Annotated in this window: 13 protein-coding genes, 3 pseudogenes and 2 riboswitches; of the genes and pseudogenes, 13 read left to right on the forward strand and 3 right to left on the reverse strand. The window is 41.1% G+C overall.

What is annotated here, in order from left to right; genetic code table 11:
* Positions 1-51: 51 nt before the first annotated feature.
* From aac(6') to FZC76_RS10045, 6 genes and pseudogenes are all read left to right on the forward strand, one after another.
* Positions 52-447 (forward strand): annotated as a pseudogene (gene aac(6') / locus FZC76_RS23450) (aminoglycoside 6'-N-acetyltransferase); the annotation flags it as partial.
* A gap of 5 nt (positions 448-452) precedes the next feature.
* Entirely contained in the window at positions 453-1205 is a 753-nt protein-coding gene (locus FZC76_RS10025) for a class I SAM-dependent methyltransferase (RefSeq protein WP_392396829.1), read from the forward strand.
* Positions 1206-1217: 12 nt separating this feature from the next.
* Positions 1218-1685 (forward strand): NUDIX hydrolase, encoded by a 468-nt coding sequence (locus FZC76_RS10030; protein ID WP_148988065.1) that lies wholly within the window; start codon positions 1218-1220, stop codon positions 1683-1685.
* Positions 1686-1712: 27 nt separating this feature from the next.
* Entirely contained in the window at positions 1713-2579 is an 867-nt protein-coding gene (locus FZC76_RS10035; protein ID WP_148988066.1) for an AraC family transcriptional regulator, read from the forward strand.
* Positions 2580-2652: 73 nt separating this feature from the next.
* Complete coding sequence (locus FZC76_RS10040) at positions 2653-2898, forward strand: cytoplasmic protein (RefSeq protein ID WP_148988067.1); 246 nt, start codon at positions 2653-2655, stop codon at positions 2896-2898.
* Positions 2899-3244: 346 nt separating this feature from the next.
* A complete protein-coding gene (locus FZC76_RS10045; RefSeq protein ID WP_148988068.1) occupies positions 3245-3547 on the forward strand; it encodes a DUF5658 family protein in 303 nt (100 codons plus the stop codon).
* Between the two features lie 17 nt (positions 3548-3564).
* Here FZC76_RS10045 and FZC76_RS10050 read toward each other — a convergent pair whose 3' ends face one another.
* Positions 3565-4383 (reverse strand): YqhG family protein, encoded by an 819-nt coding sequence (locus FZC76_RS10050; RefSeq protein WP_148988069.1) that lies wholly within the window; start codon positions 4381-4383, stop codon positions 3565-3567.
* Positions 4361-6058 carry a DEAD/DEAH box helicase gene (locus FZC76_RS10055; RefSeq protein WP_148988070.1) on the reverse strand — a complete coding sequence of 566 codons (1698 nt, stop codon included), beginning with the start codon at positions 6056-6058 and terminating at the stop codon, positions 4361-4363. Before FZC76_RS10055 ends, FZC76_RS10050 begins: the two co-directional genes overlap by 23 nt.
* 268 nt (positions 6059-6326) lie before the next feature.
* Positions 6327-6426, forward strand: a riboswitch (glycine riboswitch).
* A gap of 3 nt (positions 6427-6429) precedes the next feature.
* Positions 6430-6522, forward strand: a riboswitch (glycine riboswitch).
* A gap of 105 nt (positions 6523-6627) precedes the next feature.
* Here FZC76_RS10055 and gcvT point away from each other — a divergent pair.
* The 4 genes from gcvT (at position 6628) to FZC76_RS10075 (ending at position 11447) form a co-directional block, all read left to right on the forward strand.
* The gene (gene gcvT / locus FZC76_RS10060; protein WP_148988071.1) at positions 6628-7731 is read left to right on the forward strand and encodes a glycine cleavage system aminomethyltransferase GcvT; all 1104 of its coding nucleotides are present in this window, start codon (positions 6628-6630) and stop codon (positions 7729-7731) included.
* Positions 7732-7749: 18 nt separating this feature from the next.
* The gene (gene gcvPA, locus FZC76_RS10065; RefSeq protein ID WP_148988072.1) at positions 7750-9096 is read left to right on the forward strand and encodes an aminomethyl-transferring glycine dehydrogenase subunit GcvPA; all 1347 of its coding nucleotides are present in this window, start codon (positions 7750-7752) and stop codon (positions 9094-9096) included.
* Positions 9093-10559, forward strand: a complete 1467-nt coding sequence (gene gcvPB, locus FZC76_RS10070; RefSeq protein ID WP_148988073.1) for an aminomethyl-transferring glycine dehydrogenase subunit GcvPB — start codon at positions 9093-9095, stop codon at positions 10557-10559. The genes gcvPA and gcvPB overlap by 4 nt, the downstream gene beginning before the upstream one ends.
* Positions 10560-10952: 393 nt before the next feature.
* The gene (locus tag FZC76_RS10075) at positions 10953-11447 is read left to right on the forward strand and encodes a DinB family protein (protein ID WP_148988074.1); all 495 of its coding nucleotides are present in this window, start codon (positions 10953-10955) and stop codon (positions 11445-11447) included.
* A 46-nt stretch (positions 11448-11493) separates the two neighbouring features.
* Here FZC76_RS10075 and FZC76_RS10080 read toward each other — a convergent pair whose 3' ends face one another.
* Positions 11494-11874, reverse strand: a complete 381-nt coding sequence (locus FZC76_RS10080; RefSeq protein ID WP_148988075.1) for a rhodanese-like domain-containing protein — start codon at positions 11872-11874, stop codon at positions 11494-11496.
* 173 nt (positions 11875-12047) lie between these two features.
* On the opposite strand from FZC76_RS10080, the gene FZC76_RS10085 reads away from it, so the two are divergent.
* The 3 genes and pseudogenes from FZC76_RS10085 to FZC76_RS10095 all read left to right on the forward strand — a co-directional run.
* Entirely contained in the window at positions 12048-12884 is an 837-nt protein-coding gene (locus FZC76_RS10085) for a lipoate--protein ligase family protein (protein WP_148988076.1), read from the forward strand.
* A 434-nt stretch (positions 12885-13318) separates the two neighbouring features.
* A pseudogene (locus FZC76_RS10090) lies at positions 13319-14116 on the forward strand (ribonucleotide reductase N-terminal alpha domain-containing protein); the annotation flags it as partial.
* Between the two features lie 323 nt (positions 14117-14439).
* A pseudogene (locus FZC76_RS10095) lies at positions 14440-16209 on the forward strand (vitamin B12-dependent ribonucleotide reductase); the annotation flags it as partial.
* Positions 16210-16474: the final 265 nt, after the last annotated feature.

Genomic DNA, 16474 nt, shown 5'->3' on the forward strand with positions numbered 1-16474 from the left:
GATAAGAACGTTGTAATTGCTTCAAACAATCATTTGGCACCATACACCGAAATGGCGTTAGACCTATGGCCGGAAAGCACGGAAAAGGAACTTCATGAATCTTTTCAAGAGATCATGGCGTCCAATCGGGACAATATTTTATTTTACCGATTAGGTTCTGAGTTTGTCTCATTTATTCATCTTTCTATCAGGGTGGATTATGTAGAAGGAACGGAATCATCACCTACAGGGTACATAGAAGGGGTATATGTGAAGCCTGATTATAGAAGAAAAGGTTATTCCGCCAAGCTTTTAGAAATAGGAGAACAGTGGCTTAAAAAGAAGGGCTGCAAGCAAATCGGATCGGACATCCACCTGGACAATCATGTAAGTTATGATTTCCACATTGGAATGGGCTTTAAGGAATCAAGTAGATTAATTGCATTTATTAAAGACATAAAGGGGTAATAATAGTGAATCAACTGTTGGAAAGTAATCGTAAAAGCTGGAACAAGATCGCCCATTATTTCAACGGGGTAGATGCCCTTCCGAGTTACGGGCCTTTTACTCAAACGGAAGATGAATTGAAACTGTTCGATAATCTTCAAAATAAAAAGGTGTTGGATATCGGGTTTGGAAGTGGCCATTCTTTAAAATATATGGCGGAGGAAAAAGGTGCAAGTGAACTATGGGGAGTGGATCTTTCCGCCGAGCAGAAATCAGCTGCAGAAAAGACTCTTCAAGGGCTGGAACCCCGCTTGTTTTGTGCGCCGATGGAACAAGAAATCGACCTTCCACAAGATTATTTTGATTGTGTTTATTCTATTTATGCGTTAGGGTGGACGACGGATTTGAAGACAACCTTACATTTAATCTATTCTTATCTGAAAGTAGGAGGAAGCTTCCTTTTCAGCTGGGATCACCCTTTGTACGCTCATATTAAAAGCGAAAATGGTGTCTTGACTTTAGACGGCTCTTATCAGCAAGAAAGACTGCACACCTTTGGAAAGTTCAAAGGGGAAGATGCACCGATGATCATCCACACTAGAAAACTGGCAACCTACATAAATGAACTGATTCAAGCAGGTTTTACCATTGAGAAGGTAGTGGAAAGTGAAGTGGGAGAGCGGTTCAAAGCTGAGGACGCCCCGGTATCTGACCGCTACTATTCTCTTTACAAAACTCGCAGATTTCCATCAACACTAATTATTAAAGCTAGAAAATAAGGGGGATTAGGGATGTTTTTTATTAATGTGGAAGGTGCGGTGTACAGAGGGGATAAATGGCTGATGATTGAGCGGAGTCATAAGGAGGAGCATGCAGGAGGGATGCTTTCCTTTGTTGGGGGGACGGTTGATCAGGAAGGTGCTTCTTCTAATATTTTGGAGCGGACTTTGAGACGTGAGCTGATGGAGGAAGTGGGAATCAAAGTTCATGAAAATATGACGTATGTCCGCAATACCTCTTTCGTTTTACCGGATGGCCGGGAAGTTGTGGACATCGTATTCCTGTGTGAATGGCAAAGTGGCGAGCCTTATCCTAAAAGTCCGGATGAAGTGGAGGCTGTTCATTGGATGACGACCGAAGAAATAATCAATCATCCAAGGACGGAATCCTATTTACATGACAATATTAGCGAAGCAGATAGATTAAGAAACCTGCCAAAACATAGCACAAACGAACAGGAAACCAATCGTTCACGCTGATAAGATAGACATAAGGGGTGAGGCAATATGGCGATGGTAGAGTCGATTCAGCAGGCAATCGAATATATGGAAAAGAATCTGACAGAAGACATTACGATCGAAGATATAGCTAGACGTGCAAATGTATCTTCCTTTCATTTTCAACGTACATTCGGTTTGTTGACGGATACATCAGTTGCAGAATATTTGAGAAGAAGAAGGTTGACACTTGCTGCACAGGAATTGCTTACAACAGACAACAAGATCATCGATATCGCCTGCAAATATGGTTACGACACTCCCGAGGCTTTCACGAAGGCATTCCGCAGGCAACACGGAACTTCTCCAACAGAAGTGCGGAAGCATGAAGGGAAGCTGCAAACTTATAACCGCCTGGTTATCCAGGTGACATTGGAAGGGGCAGAACCGATGAAGTATAGTGTAGTGAACAAAGAGGCATTTACAGTAGCTGGGAAAAAACGAAGGTTTTCATGTGCTAATGATGAACAGTCCAGAGAAATACCGAAGTTTTGGCAGGAAGTAAATGCAGAAGGTTTTACAGATAAGCTGTTTGCATTAAATAATGGTGCCATTAAGGGTGTCCTTGGTGTGTGTGAAGGGACAACGGAAGAAATGAAATCTGAGCAAGTAATGGATTATTGGGTAGCTACGACGATAGAAGGGGAGATTCCGGAAACGTTAGATAAGTTGGAAATTCCTGCTTCAAAATGGGTAGTTTTTGAAGTGCATGGCCCGATGCCGTATGCCATGCAGGATACTTGGAAGCGGATCTTCTCGGAGTGGTTTCCATCCAACAGTTACGAGCATTCTGGAGCACCTGATTTTGAATTGTACACGGATGAGGATCCGGCGAATCCAGACCTTTACTCGGAGATCTGGATACCGATAAAATAAATGGTAGATTGTCCACCTTGATTTGATAAGGTGGACTCTTATTTTTTTGAAAATGGAGAGGAGGTACTTCATCATGGAAGATAATATTGCACAAGCTCACAAATTCAGCAGTCATCATAAAAAAGATTTAGAAAAGGATAAGAAATGTGGGTGTTTTTTCTGTCTGGAAATTTACAATCCTTCTCTTATAACGGAATGGATTGACCAAAGTCAAACGGCTGTGTGTCCCCATTGCGGAATTGATTCTGTTATTGGGGAAAGTTCAGGGGTTCCTATTACTAAAGAGTTTTTGGAGAAAATGAATCAAGCTTGGTTTTGATACTAAAGTCTTTATAGATGCCAGAAAAAACAGAAGTCCTTTAATCTGGCATCTAAGGAGTGGACCGATCCCAAAAAAGAAAGAAAACCTTAAATTCTGTCATCTAAGAAGCCGAACGATGCCAAAAAGTGCAGGACCCTCTAATTTCTGTCACCATACAAAATACAAAAACTTAACCCTATTCCAAAAACCTCCCACGCCACCTTATAATCCAACCTAAAATGGATACACTGGAGATATAATAATAGTTAAACGTTCTTAAAAAAGAACAAAAATCTTGCGTGATAACGAATAAATAATGTATAATTGTTCTTGTTAAAGAACAAAAACGGTGTGGAGGTGTAAGATGGTCAAAAAGCTATTAATCGCGCTGTTGCTATTAAACATTTTTGACGGAGTTGCCACCTATTTTGGCCTGCACTTTCAATTAATTAAAGAAGGCAATCCATTAATGGAATCCCTCTATGAGACAAGTCCGGCCTTATTTTTACTCTTTAAACTTGGCATCTCCATACTACTACTGTTCTTCATACAAAATAATCTCAAACTTAAATCAGCCATTCTTAAAGGTGTCTGCCTTACCGCCGTATGCGTATACAGTATGGTCAATATCCTACATATGTACTGGATTTATTACTATATAACATAAAACATACACAATGGTCTTTATCTACCACTGTGTATGTTATTGATAAACGATGGACCCAAATAAAAAAGTCCACCATTAATAATCGTTACATGAATTTTCGGCTCGTATTGTTCTTGAAGGGCCTTCATCTCGGTTTCATAAGACTCAGGCTTTTCTTCATCATCCTCATAAAAATGTGTCAAAAGCTGGAGATCTTGATCCCATCTTTTCCTCGCGTCTTCGGCCCATTGATGATCTTCACTTGCAATAAATCCATTTACATAATGCTCCAGCCTAGTAAGGCCACTTGCCGGCTTTATAATAGGAGTCATGGTAAAACAAAAATCAGGAATTTTTGGTGTCAGATTGATCTTTTCTACTTCTTCTTGAAACTTTTCAACAATCGTTCCAGTAATCAGATGGATACCAAGTGACATAATGACGTCCTTCTTACGGTCGCATTGATAACTTACTTTCATATTTACATTTAGCCACGGATGCAGCGGAAGATGGCCTGCACCGGTATGAGAAGGAATATTTTCATACAGCCGAATATACCCTGCAAGACTTTTTGTCGATTCGAAAATCTGATGCATCCGTGGAGAGCCAAAATGGACATGATCCCCTTTTAAGTCTTCAGGTGCCTTGTTGCTGTCCGTAATCAATGTCATTTTCATTGGATTCGGCACGCCACCGGTTTTCTCTAGATAGTGCCAATAGAAAGGTCGGTTCATTAGCTCTTTGTCCATATCGATGGTCAATTGCACGGCAAGGTGGCTGTTTGTGTTCTCGACTATTTCACAGCTGTTTGCCGAAAAATATCGCTCCAAAAATCTATGAATTTCCTGCTGCTGCATGTGGGCCGTCCTCCTTTTTCATCTGATCGGCAAATTCAATAATAGAGGAGAGGTTCTCCATCTTTATTTTCATTTCACCCTCTGATTTTGAATGAAGCATTATATCTTGTATGTGCTCTTCTAAATTCTTGATTTCCATCTTCGTCAAGATATCATCAAGCTCTCCAATTACGCGTTCAAACAGGTTGATTTTCTCATAAAGAAGCTTCAAAATATGTTCCTCCACCGTGTTGCTTGTGGCAAAATTATAGATGTTTACATCGCGCTCTTGCCCGAGCCTGTGAATCCGCCCAATTCGCTGTTCAAGTCTCATAGGGTTCCAGGGGAGGTCGTAGTTAATAATATGGTTACAGAATTGCAAGTTGATTCCCTCGCCCCCGGCTTCTGTCGCAATCAGCACTTGCACATGATTTTTAAACAGTTCTCTCATCCAATCCTTTTTACCTCTTTTGAAGCCACCCCGAAAAGGCACGGAGGTGATGCCATTTTGCTTTAAGAACCATTGGAGATACATTTGTGTCGCTCTATATTCGGTGAAAATGATGACTTTGTCATTAACATTTCTGATCAGCTCTAAAACCTTCTCTGCCTTAGAGTTTCGTCCAACTAAATCAATTTTTTCGAAAATGTTCAACAGCCCCTGTGAAGGTTGATAATGTGGGTTTTCTTGTTGCTTCCGTTCAATCATGTTCTTAACGGTATAGTAGACTGCTTCCCTGCTGCTGCATGCTTCCCGCTGCAAGGTCATAATAGAGAATTGACTGGTAATCGGCACATAAGGGTCTGTCTTTAGCTGATTAATGGCATCATAAAGATCCTGTTCCTCTTTTGTAAATTCAATGATACAAGACTCCACATTTCGTTTTGGCCAATCGATTCCCGTATCCCCGCGCCTGTTTCGAATCATCACTTTATTGACGAGTTCTTTTAAATAATCGTCGTTCTCAAGCTTTCGGTCTCTTGCACGAAATACTTCTGTGAAATTACTCTCGCTCCCTAAGTGGCCAGGTTTAAGGAGGGACACTAGGTTGAAAATTTCTTCCACTTTATTTTGAATAGGAGTGGCTGTTAACAAAAGGCAAAACTTCTTCTTTAAATTTTGCACAAATTCATAGTTTTTGGTTTTATTATTTTTCAGTTTATGAGCCTCATCAATGATCACCATGTCGTATTCCAGGCTATTAATGATTTCGCGGTGCGGACTCCTTTTTGCCGTATCAATGGAAGATACCACTACGTCACATTGCTCCCACACATAACTCTTTTTTTGACCGATAGCAGGGATGTAGAATTTTTGATTCAATTCAATGGCCCATTGTGATACAAGGGAAGCTGGAACTAAAATCAACACCTTCTTCACTAGTCCTCGAATCATATATTCTTTAAGAATAAGTCCTGCTTCAATGGTTTTACCTAGCCCCACTTCATCAGCAAGTATGGCTTTCCCATTCATCTCCTCTACGACATTTCTGGCAACTTCCAATTGGTGAGGAAGTGGAGTCAGTTGTGGCAGGTGGGAAGGAGCAAGCAATCCTTCAAATTCTGGGATGCTAAGATGGTTTTCCACTTCTAACGCAAGCTTGAATAGTTCGTAATTAGCCCAAGGACCATCATCTTCCATACGTTTTAACAGTTCGTCCTGCCATTCTTTGTCAAAAACAATTTCTACATTCATTGTTGTGCATCCTTTCTGAATTATCCAATTTATAGTATGTTGCAAAAGGATAGCGTTTACATTAGAAAATATTGATAATCTACTTGTTTAAACACGAACATTTAGCTATATAAAAATAATAATAATAAGTGTTTTTATATTGCCAGATTCCTTTGTCTAATGGTAGGATAATAGTGAGCTTTTTAAGGCAGTTTGCCTGGCTATATAAACATGAATGTTGTAGCTTTCTATTAGTATGACCATGTTTGAAGAAAATATTATATTGCGAATGAGAACAAGGGGAGAGACTGCCATCATAAATACGGCAGCGCCGAAGGAGCAAGCAGAATGACTGTGAATCTCTCAGGCAAAAAGACTCTTGTTGGACGCAACTCTGGAGAGCGTTTATTCCTATTGATTCGGAATAAACCACCAAAGGGGAAAGCCTTCTATATAAGGTAAACTTTCAGGTGCAAAGGACAGAGAACTCTTTTTTGAAAAAGGAGTTTCTCTGTCCTTTTTTGGATCAGAGCAAAAAGGCAAACTAGTAGGTTTACATTCTTTTGGTTAGTTAAAGGAGGAGAAAAGTAATGACTGAACTTAAAAAAACACCACTATTTGATGTGTACAAAGAGCATGGTGGTAAAACAATTGATTTTGGTGGATGGGATCTGCCCGTTCAATTTTCAAGTATTAAAGAAGAACATGAAGCGGTTCGAACAAAAGCCGGTTTATTCGATGTTTCCCACATGGGAGAGATTGAAGTAAAAGGAAAAGACAGTCTTGCTTACCTACAGAAAATGATGACAAATGATGTTTCCAAACTCAAAGACGGTGGTGCACAATACACAGCAATGTGTTATCCGGACGGCGGGACGGTAGACGATCTTCTAGTCTACAAAAAAGCAGATGAGGATTACCTGCTTGTTGTGAACGCATCCAATATAGAAAAAGATTATGATTGGTTAAAAAGCCATGCAATAGAAGAAGTAGAAGTCACAAATATCTCAGATAATATCGCACAGCTTGCGATTCAAGGTCCAGTTGCAGAGAAAGTTTTGCAAAAGCTGACAAGTACTGACCTTTCAGAAATTAAATTTTTTAAATTTAAAGAAAATGTAGATATTAATGGTATTTCAGCGCTTGTTTCCAGAACTGGTTACACAGGAGAAGATGGATTTGAAATCTATTGCCAGCAAGAAGACGCGGTCAATCTTTGGAACACGTTACTTGAGGCTGGAAAAGAAGAAGGGCTAGTTCCATGTGGATTAGGTTCCCGCGACACCTTGCGTTTTGAAGCAAAGCTTGCTCTTTACGGTCAAGAGCTTTCAAAAGACATTACTCCGATTGAAGCTGGTATCGGTTTCGCAGTCAAAACAAACAAAGAAGAAGATTTCTTCGGTAAAGAAGTGTTAAAAGAGCAAAAAGAAAACGGCGCACCACGCAGTATCGTTGGAATTGAAATGATAGACAAAGGAATTCCGCGACACGGCTATGAAGTATTTGTAGGGGACGAGCAAATCGGAGAAGTAACAACTGGTACGCAATCTCCAACTTTAAAGAAAAATGTCGGCCTGGCACTTCTGAAAAAAGAATTCACTGCGCTTGAAACAGAAGTGGAAGTGCAAGTTCGTAAAAAGCGTCTAAAAGCAAAAGTGGTTAAAGCACCATTCTATCAACGTCCGAAAAACTAACCGGAGAGGGGAACTCACATGAAACATCGTTATTTACCGATGACAGACCAAGACATCCAGGAAATGCTGCAAGTAATAGGAGTACAAAGTATAGACGAACTATTTTCAGACATCCCGGAAAGCGTACGATTTGAAGGAGAACTGAAAATCAAACAAGCAAAATCCGAATCAGAATTGATGCGCGAGTTAAGTGAGCTTGCTGCTAAAAATAAAGATTTACGAAAGCATGCTTCTTTCTTGGGAGCTGGCGTATATGATCATTACATGCCGGTCATCGTTGACCATGTTATCTCCCGTTCAGAATTTTATACAGCCTACACTCCTTACCAGCCTGAGATATCACAAGGGGAACTGCAAGCAATCTTTGAATTCCAAACAATGATTTGTGAACTAACAGGCATGGACGTGGCAAATTCATCTATGTATGACGGCCCAACAGCCTTCGCAGAAGCAGCGATGCTTTCTTGCGGTCATACGAAAAAGAAAAAAGTCCTTATTTCGGGCGCAGTTCACCCTGAAGCAAAAGCAGTGGTAACTTCTTATGCAAAAGGACAATATGTGGAAGTGGTAGAGATCCCAACGAAAAATGGAGTAACCGATGTAGCTGCATTAGAAGAAATGATGTCATCTGACGTTGCGGCAGTTATGGTTCAATATCCAAACTTCTTCGGTCAAGTGGAGCCGCTGCAACAAATTGAGAAACTTGCACATACAGAAAAGGGAATGTTCGTTGTTTCTTCTAATCCGTTGGCGCTTGGTGCTTTGACACCTCCTGGTAAATTTGGTGCTGATATCGTAACTGGTGATGCACAACCGTTTGGTATCCCGACTCAATTCGGTGGACCGCATTGTGGTTATTTTGCGGTAACATCCAAATTGATGCGTAAAGTTCCTGGTAGATTAGTAGGTCAAACAGTGGACGAAGAAGGCCAACGCGGATTCGTTCTGACGCTACAAGCACGTGAACAACATATCCGTCGTGATAAAGCGACTTCCAACATTTGTTCGAACCAGGCATTGAATGCACTTGCTGCTTCCGTTGCGATGACGGCCCTTGGCAAAAAAGGTGTTAAAGAGATGGCGGTTCAAAACATCCAAAAAGCCCAATATGCGAAGCGTTCCTTGGAAGCTGCAGGCCTTGAAGTAACGTTCAGCGGTCCGTTCTTTAATGAATTTGTTGTGAAGCTTTCCACTCCAATCAAAGAAGTCAACCGCAAGCTTCTAGAAAAAGGATTAATCGGTGGTTATGACTTGGGTACTTACTATCCTGAGCTTGAAAACCATATGTTACTTGCAGTTACAGAACTGCGCACGAAAGAGGAAATTGACACACTAGCGAGAGAAATGGGGGCTCATCAACAATGAAAAAGCAAAACCAACCACTCATTTTTGAAATGTCCAGAGAAGGTCGTATCGGATACAGCCTGCCTGAAAACGATGTACCAGAAATAGATTTAGCAGAACTTTTCCCGGCTGAATATATTCGCGAGGAAGCGCCAGAACTGCCGGAAGTTTCCGAGCTTGATATTATGCGTCACTATACAGCATTAAGTAATCGTAACCACGGCGTGGACTCTGGTTTCTACCCGCTAGGATCTTGTACGATGAAATACAATCCGAAAATCAATGAAAACGTGGCACGCTTCCCAGGTTTCGCTCACATTCACCCACTTCAGGATGAGTCTACTGTCCAAGGTGCTTTGGAATTAATGCACGACCTGCAAGAACATTTGATTGAAATCACAGGAATGGACGAAGTGACACTGCAACCTGCGGCCGGAGCACATGGTGAGTGGACAGGTCTAATGATGATTCGTGCATTCCACGAAGCAAACAATGACCATAACCGTACAAAAGTTATCGTTCCAGACTCCGCACACGGAACAAACCCGGCATCTGCAACAGTTGCTGGACTTGAAACCATTACGGTAAAATCCGACGAAAACGGTTTGGTAGATTTAGAGGATCTTCGCAGAGTAGTAGGGGAAGATACGGCTGCTTTGATGCTGACGAACCCGAACACGCTTGGTCTTTTTGAAGAGAATATCTTGGAAATGGCACGCATTGTACACGATGCAGGCGGAAAGCTTTATTATGACGGAGCGAACCTAAATGCAGTGCTAAGCAAAGCGCGTCCGGGAGACATGGGCTTTGATGTGGTTCACTTGAACTTGCACAAAACATTCACAGGTCCTCACGGTGGCGGTGGCCCTGGTTCCGGTCCAGTCGGCGTAAAAGCTGATTTAATCCCTTACCTGCCAAAACCGTTAGTAGTGAAAAAAGAAGACGGCACGTTCGGATTCGATTACGATCGTCCACAATCAATCGGCCGCGTGAAGCCATTCTACGGTAACTTCGGCATTAATGTTCGTGCCTACACGTATATCCGTTCTATGGGGCCAGATGGATTGAAAGCAGTAACGGAATATGCCGTACTGAACGCGAATTACATGATGCGCCGTTTGGCAGAGCACTACGACCTGCCATTTGACAGACATTGTAAGCATGAGTTCGTATTGAGCGGTAAGCGTCAGAAGAAGCTTGGTGTGCGTACATTGGATATTGCCAAACGCCTGCTTGACTTTGGCTACCATCCGCCAACCATCTACTTCCCATTGAATGTAGAAGAGTGCATCATGATCGAGCCGACAGAAACGGAATCAAAAGAAACATTGGATTCCTTCATAGAAGCGATGATCCAAATTGCACGTGAAGCGGAAGAAAATCCGGAAGTCGTGCAAGAAGCACCTCATACGACGGTAATTAAGAGATTGGATGAAACGTTGGCGGCACGTAAGCCTGTGTTGCGTTATCAGAAGGAAGCTTGATTATTAGGATTTGATTAGAGAGAGGACAGGGGGACCTGTTCTCTTTTTTACTCTTTTTAGTGATTTTTTGTGATTTTGGTGTAGCTTTAGAAGTAAACTCATCGCATTTTTGTTATATAGGGAGTTTGAAAGACAATTAAAAGGCGAACTTTTACGAGGAATTCGTTTTATCCATTGTAAATCCGTTATATCCATTGTAAATCAGATTTATCCATTCTACGCCGCAACTTATCCATTGTTAATTAATTTTATCCAATGAAACTCACCATTTATCCATTGCAAGCTCTTTGACAGCTCAGCATGATCTTAGTTTGCAAACTTGAGTATCATATCACTTCTCAAACTCCCCAAAAACCCTTAAGATAAAACTAGAAACAAAGGGAGGGAAAGCAAATGTACTATGAGCAAACCTATAAAGCACGAGAAGAACTGCTGGAACTATTAAAAGGAATCTCAGAAGAACAACTGCATCAAAAACACGAAAACCTCTGGACCGTCTCTCAAAACGTAGAGCACTTATATTTAATTGAAAACAAGATCACCAACAGCCTAAGAAAAGCGATTGAAGTGAAGCATGAAGTGGAAGAGAAAGATTTAAATTTGGCAAAAATCCTAGCCAACAGAACATATAAAGTGGTGGCTCCGGAAGACATTACTCCTTCTGAACATCACTATACAAAAGCTGAACTAATCAATCTACTGGAGCAATCCAGATCTAACCTGAACACATTCATTCAAGAAGTGAACGATGAGATTTTACATAAATACGGTTTCAATCACCGTTGGATAGGCGACCTCTCCGCACAACAATGGGTACAACTCATTGGGTTCCATGAGCGACGTCACATCGATCAAATCAACCAAACATTAAGCAACACCGTTCAATAAACACAAAAGAGCACTCACAGTCCCATTACGTGAGTGCTCTTATCTATTAGTTCTTCGTTCTAATTTTACCGCCCCATTGCTTGAATCCGCCCTTAAGTTGATAAAGCTGCGTGTAACCTTTACGCTTTAACATTTGAGCTGCACGACCACTGCGCATGGTATTCTGGCAATAAATATAGACAGGTTGGTCTTGACGGACCTCTCTTATTCTCATTTTCATTTGAGACAGAGGGATATTTCTTGCGCCAAGGATGTGCCCGCCTTCATACTCTTTTGGTTCACGAACATCAATCAATTGCGCTTTACGATAACCAGCACGAAATTCTTCTTCCGTTAAGGTTGTTAGAATTTTACGTTGGTAGATAAACATGATCACTGAATAGACAATAAATGCCGCCAAAATTCCTAATGTTACGTACAAAGCCAAACTAGACAACCCCTCTTTTTCTTTTTATACCAAAGTATATTATATAAAAGCTTGTCCGAAATGTCATCCTTTTCTACTAGGCAGTTATAAAAAACTGCCAAGCTTTAACTTTGAAATCCCGGTGTACTTTTGGTAGACTAATTCATCATATAAAGATAAATGAGGTACATAACATGACGAGAGAAACTTGGAGGTTTATTGACTCACAATATCAATCTCCTGCATTTAATATGGCGCTTGATGAAGCATTATTAGATTGGCACAGTAAAGGCAAGATTCCACCAACTATCCGTTTTTATGGTTGGAATCCTCCGACATTATCTGTCGGTTATTTCCAAAAAGTGGAAAAAGAAATAAATATGAAACGTGTAAAAGAACTTGGCCTTGGTTTTGTCAGAAGACCTACAGGCGGTCGAGGTGTCCTTCACGACAAGGAACTAACCTATAGTGTGATTGTCTCGGAAGAGCATCCAGAAATGCCGCAAACGGTAACTGAGGCATATCGAGTCATTTCAGAAGGTATTTTAGAAGGATTCAAGGCACTTGGACTAGATGCTTATTTTGCAATTCCAAGAACAGAAGAGGAAAAGCAAGGATTGAAGAATCCACGTTCTTCTGTTTGTTTTGATGCACCGTCCTGGTATGAGCTTGTAGTGGAGGGAAGAAAGGTTGCCGGCAGTGCGCAAACACGTCAAAAGGGTGTCATTCTGCAGCACGGCTCCATTCTACTAGATATTGATGAGGACATGCTGTTTAGCCTGTTTAACTACCCTAGCGAACGCGTAAAGGAACGAATGCAGAAGAATTTTAAAAATAAAGCGGTGGCGATCAATGCTATTCGTGAAACTCCAGTTTCCATGGAAGAAGCAAAGAAAGCTTTCTATGAAGGATTTGAAAAAGGGCTTAACCTTACACTTGAACCATATGAGCTGACAGAAGCGGAACTAGCTGAAGTACATGCCATAATGGAGAAGAAATATTCCACAGACGAGTGGAATTATAAAAGATAACGAGGAGCATATTTCTCGTTATCTTTTTGTTTTGCACTACATCTAGTAGGGTAGTGTAAAGAGTCGACTAGATATGTAAAAGTCAAGAATGAAAAATAAAAAAATATTTTTCGTCAAATAGGAAGGAATTTCTTAAAACGTTGGTACAGTAGGCTCGCTATATTTCGTAAAAATGCGCAACCGACAAAAAAAGTCATTCTGCCTCGAAAATAGATTATAATCTTCGTTTATCTTGATAATCCTCCCTAAATTGACCCTTTTACAATTTGACAAATTTAGATTTATTCTGCGGGAAATCAATATATAGTAGTGTCGAAAATATTTTATATACTATATGTTGATATTTTGTTGGCGGATATGATACCTTATCTGTACAAACAAATTTTACAGAAGTAACTTTTGGTAGAACTACTAGTTTTAGAGGAGTTGTAATAATGACCATTGCCATTAACGAAAACAAATTGAAAATCAATGTAGAACGCTTGAACAAGGACATCAGCTTGTTTCCTCAAGTACACCCCATCACAGAGGACATGACCACCACACATAAAGGTGTTTCCCGCCTGGTCATGCTCGATCGTTACGCATTCAAAGATACAGAGAAAGTAACCCTTACAGCTGGAGATTTTGTAGTATTAACGATTAAAGAAGATCCTAAGTTCCCTGCAAGAGGTCTTGGTTTTATACAAGACATAGACTGGTCTACCAAGAAGGCTTCTGTACTAATTGAAGAAGAGTATCGTGGAGTTCTGACAAAGCAAGGTGAAGCTGAAACGGGCGTAGTTGTTCGTTCCCTGGATGTCATTGAAAAGCCTCTAGAAGTCTTCTACGAGCAAATTGCCAAACGTAACGCCAAAGGCTTGGCAGCGGTAGAAACGACCGAAGAGAAGCGCCAGGAATGGTTTGAAAAGTTTTATCATGAACTAGTTAACATGAATTTTGTACCGGCAGGACGTGTGTTATACGGAGCAGGGGCAGACACAGATGTAACCTACTTCAACTGTTATGTGATGCCGTTCGTTCAAGATTCCCGCGAAGGAATCTCAGAACACCGTAAGCAAGTAATGGAAATCATGAGCCGAGGAGGCGGGGTTGGTACAAATGGATCAACGCTTCGTCCACGAAACGCGCTTGCAAGGGGAGTGAACGGTAAATCCTCTGGTAGTGTCTCCTGGCTGGATGACATTGCAAAATTGACGCATCTTGTGGAACAAGGTGGATCAAGACGTGGTAAATCAGCTTAAGTGCCTCGTCTATAAACAAACCTCGTGAATTGCTGGAAAGTCTTTTATGACTTGTTGGCTACAACGTGACTGGAAACGGTGAGCGTGAATGCTTAAAAACAACAAGTGGAAAAAGATAATCAGCAGCCAAGCACCTGTAAATGGTGAAGGTTCAACGACCATCGAAAACATGCCGAAGTTTGGTAGAAGTGAGTAGAGTAGGATTCAAGCGAATCCGAAGTGCGAGGACACTTTTTATAAAAAGTGTAAGATATGGTCTGATCTCTATGGTGACATAGAGAGTCGATTAAGCGAATCGGCGTAACGAAATGGCTCAAATGATCATGCTAGCAGACTGGCACCCAGATATCGTAGAATTCATCATCTCCAAAATGCAAAACCCTAGAATTCTTCGCTACCTTATTGAAAATACAAATGATGAAAGCATCAAAAAAGCAGCAGAGGACAAGTTGAAGTTTACACCATTAACAGATCAAGAAATAACGATGTACCAATCTGTTACAAACTTCAAACACATTCCTGGGTACGGCGGATTTACAGAAGCAATCATCAAAGATGCAGAGCAGAAATTGAAAGTTGGCGGAACATACACAGTTCATAACTCAGAGTTCCTAACAGGAGCAAACATTTCCATCACACTTACAAAAGAATTTATGGAAGCTGTTGAAAACGACGCTGACTTTGATCTTCGTTTCCCTGATGTGGAAGCATACGATAAAGACGAAATGGCCATCTACAATGAACAATGGTCAGAAGTTGGAGACGTTCGAGAGTGGGAGAAACTTGGTCACAAGGTGAGAGTGTATAGAAAGATTAAGGCGAAAGAACTTTGGAACCTAGTCAATATTTGTGCAACATACTCAGCCGAGCCTGGAATCTTCTTCATCGACAATGCAAACGATATGACAAATGCAAAAGCATACGGACAAAAGGTTGTAGCAACCAACCCTTGTGGGGAACAACCCCTCGCACCATTTTCTGTCTGTAACTTAGCAGCTGTAAACTTGGCTCAATTTGCGGACAAGGAAACAAAAACAGTAAACTTTGAAAAACTAAAACAAACAGTTGAAGTCGGCGTTAGAATGCAAGATAACGTTATCGATGCAACGCCTTACTTCTTAGAAGAAAATAAAAAGCAGGCATTAGGAGAGCGCCGTGTTGGTTTAGGAGTTATGGGCCTTCACGATCTTCTAATCTATTGTGAAACAGAATACGGCTCTGAAAAAGGCAATGAGCTTGTTGATAAAGTATTTGAAACGATTGCTGTTACTGCGTATCGTGCTTCTTTGGAACTTGGAAAAGAAAAAGGGAGCTTCCCGTTCTTAGAAGGTGCAACAGCAGAAGAAACGAATCGCCTTCGTGAAGCATTTACCAAAACAGGCTTCATGAGCAAAATGCCAGAAGATATTAAAGAAGGTATCATGACTTCAGGCATACGTAACTCTCACCTGTTAACAGTAGCACCAACTGGTTCTACAGGAACAATGGTAGGGGTATCAACTGGACTTGAGCCATACTTCTCCTTCTCCTACTTCCGCAGTGGTCGTTTAGGGAAGTTCATTGAAGTTAAAGCAGACATCGTTCAAGAATATTTGGATGCGAACCCAGGAGCGGATTCAGAGAACCTTCCAAACTGGTTCATCTCTGCTATGGAACTTGCTCCAGAAGCACATGCTGATGTACAATGCATTATCCAAAACTGGATTGACAGCTCTATTTCCAAAACGGTAAACGCACCTAAAGGATATACGGTCGATCAAGTGAAGAAAGTATACGAACGCCTTTATAAAGGTGGAGCAAAAGGTGGTACCGTTTATGTGGATGGTAGCCGTGACTCCCAAGTACTGACGCTAAAAGCAGAAGAGAATACGATGGATGAAGGCGAGCAAATCCAAATGGAAGATGTCGTCAAAAAGCCGGTAGTGCTTGTAGAAACAATCAACGACCTACGCTCTACCAATGTCCAGTATGGATCAGAAGTAGGGAACACATGCCCAGTATGCCGTATTGGTACCGTAAAAGAGATTGGTGGCTGCAATACTTGCACGGATTGTGGTGCTCAGCTGAAGTGCGGTTTATAATTGTAACGATACGAGTAAGGAATGCTAGTGTATTCCATACTCGTTTTTGTTTTGCTTTAGGAATAGAGAGGCTTTGTCTCCGCCAGAAATCTCGGATGAGAAGTAAAACCGGTAAAAGAGAAGCCCTGTCACCGCCCGAAACCAATCCAAAAAAACCAAAACGGAAACAGAGAAGCCTTGTCATCGCCCAAAACCACTCAACAAAAGAAAAAAAGATAATAGATACGCCCCCGCAAGTTCAAAAAACCATTTCACATAACCACCA

Origin of the sequence: Sutcliffiella horikoshii (assembly GCF_008180725.1) — a bacterium.
GTDB classification, from domain to species: domain Bacteria; phylum Bacillota; class Bacilli; order Bacillales; family Bacillaceae_I; genus Sutcliffiella_A; species Sutcliffiella_A horikoshii_B.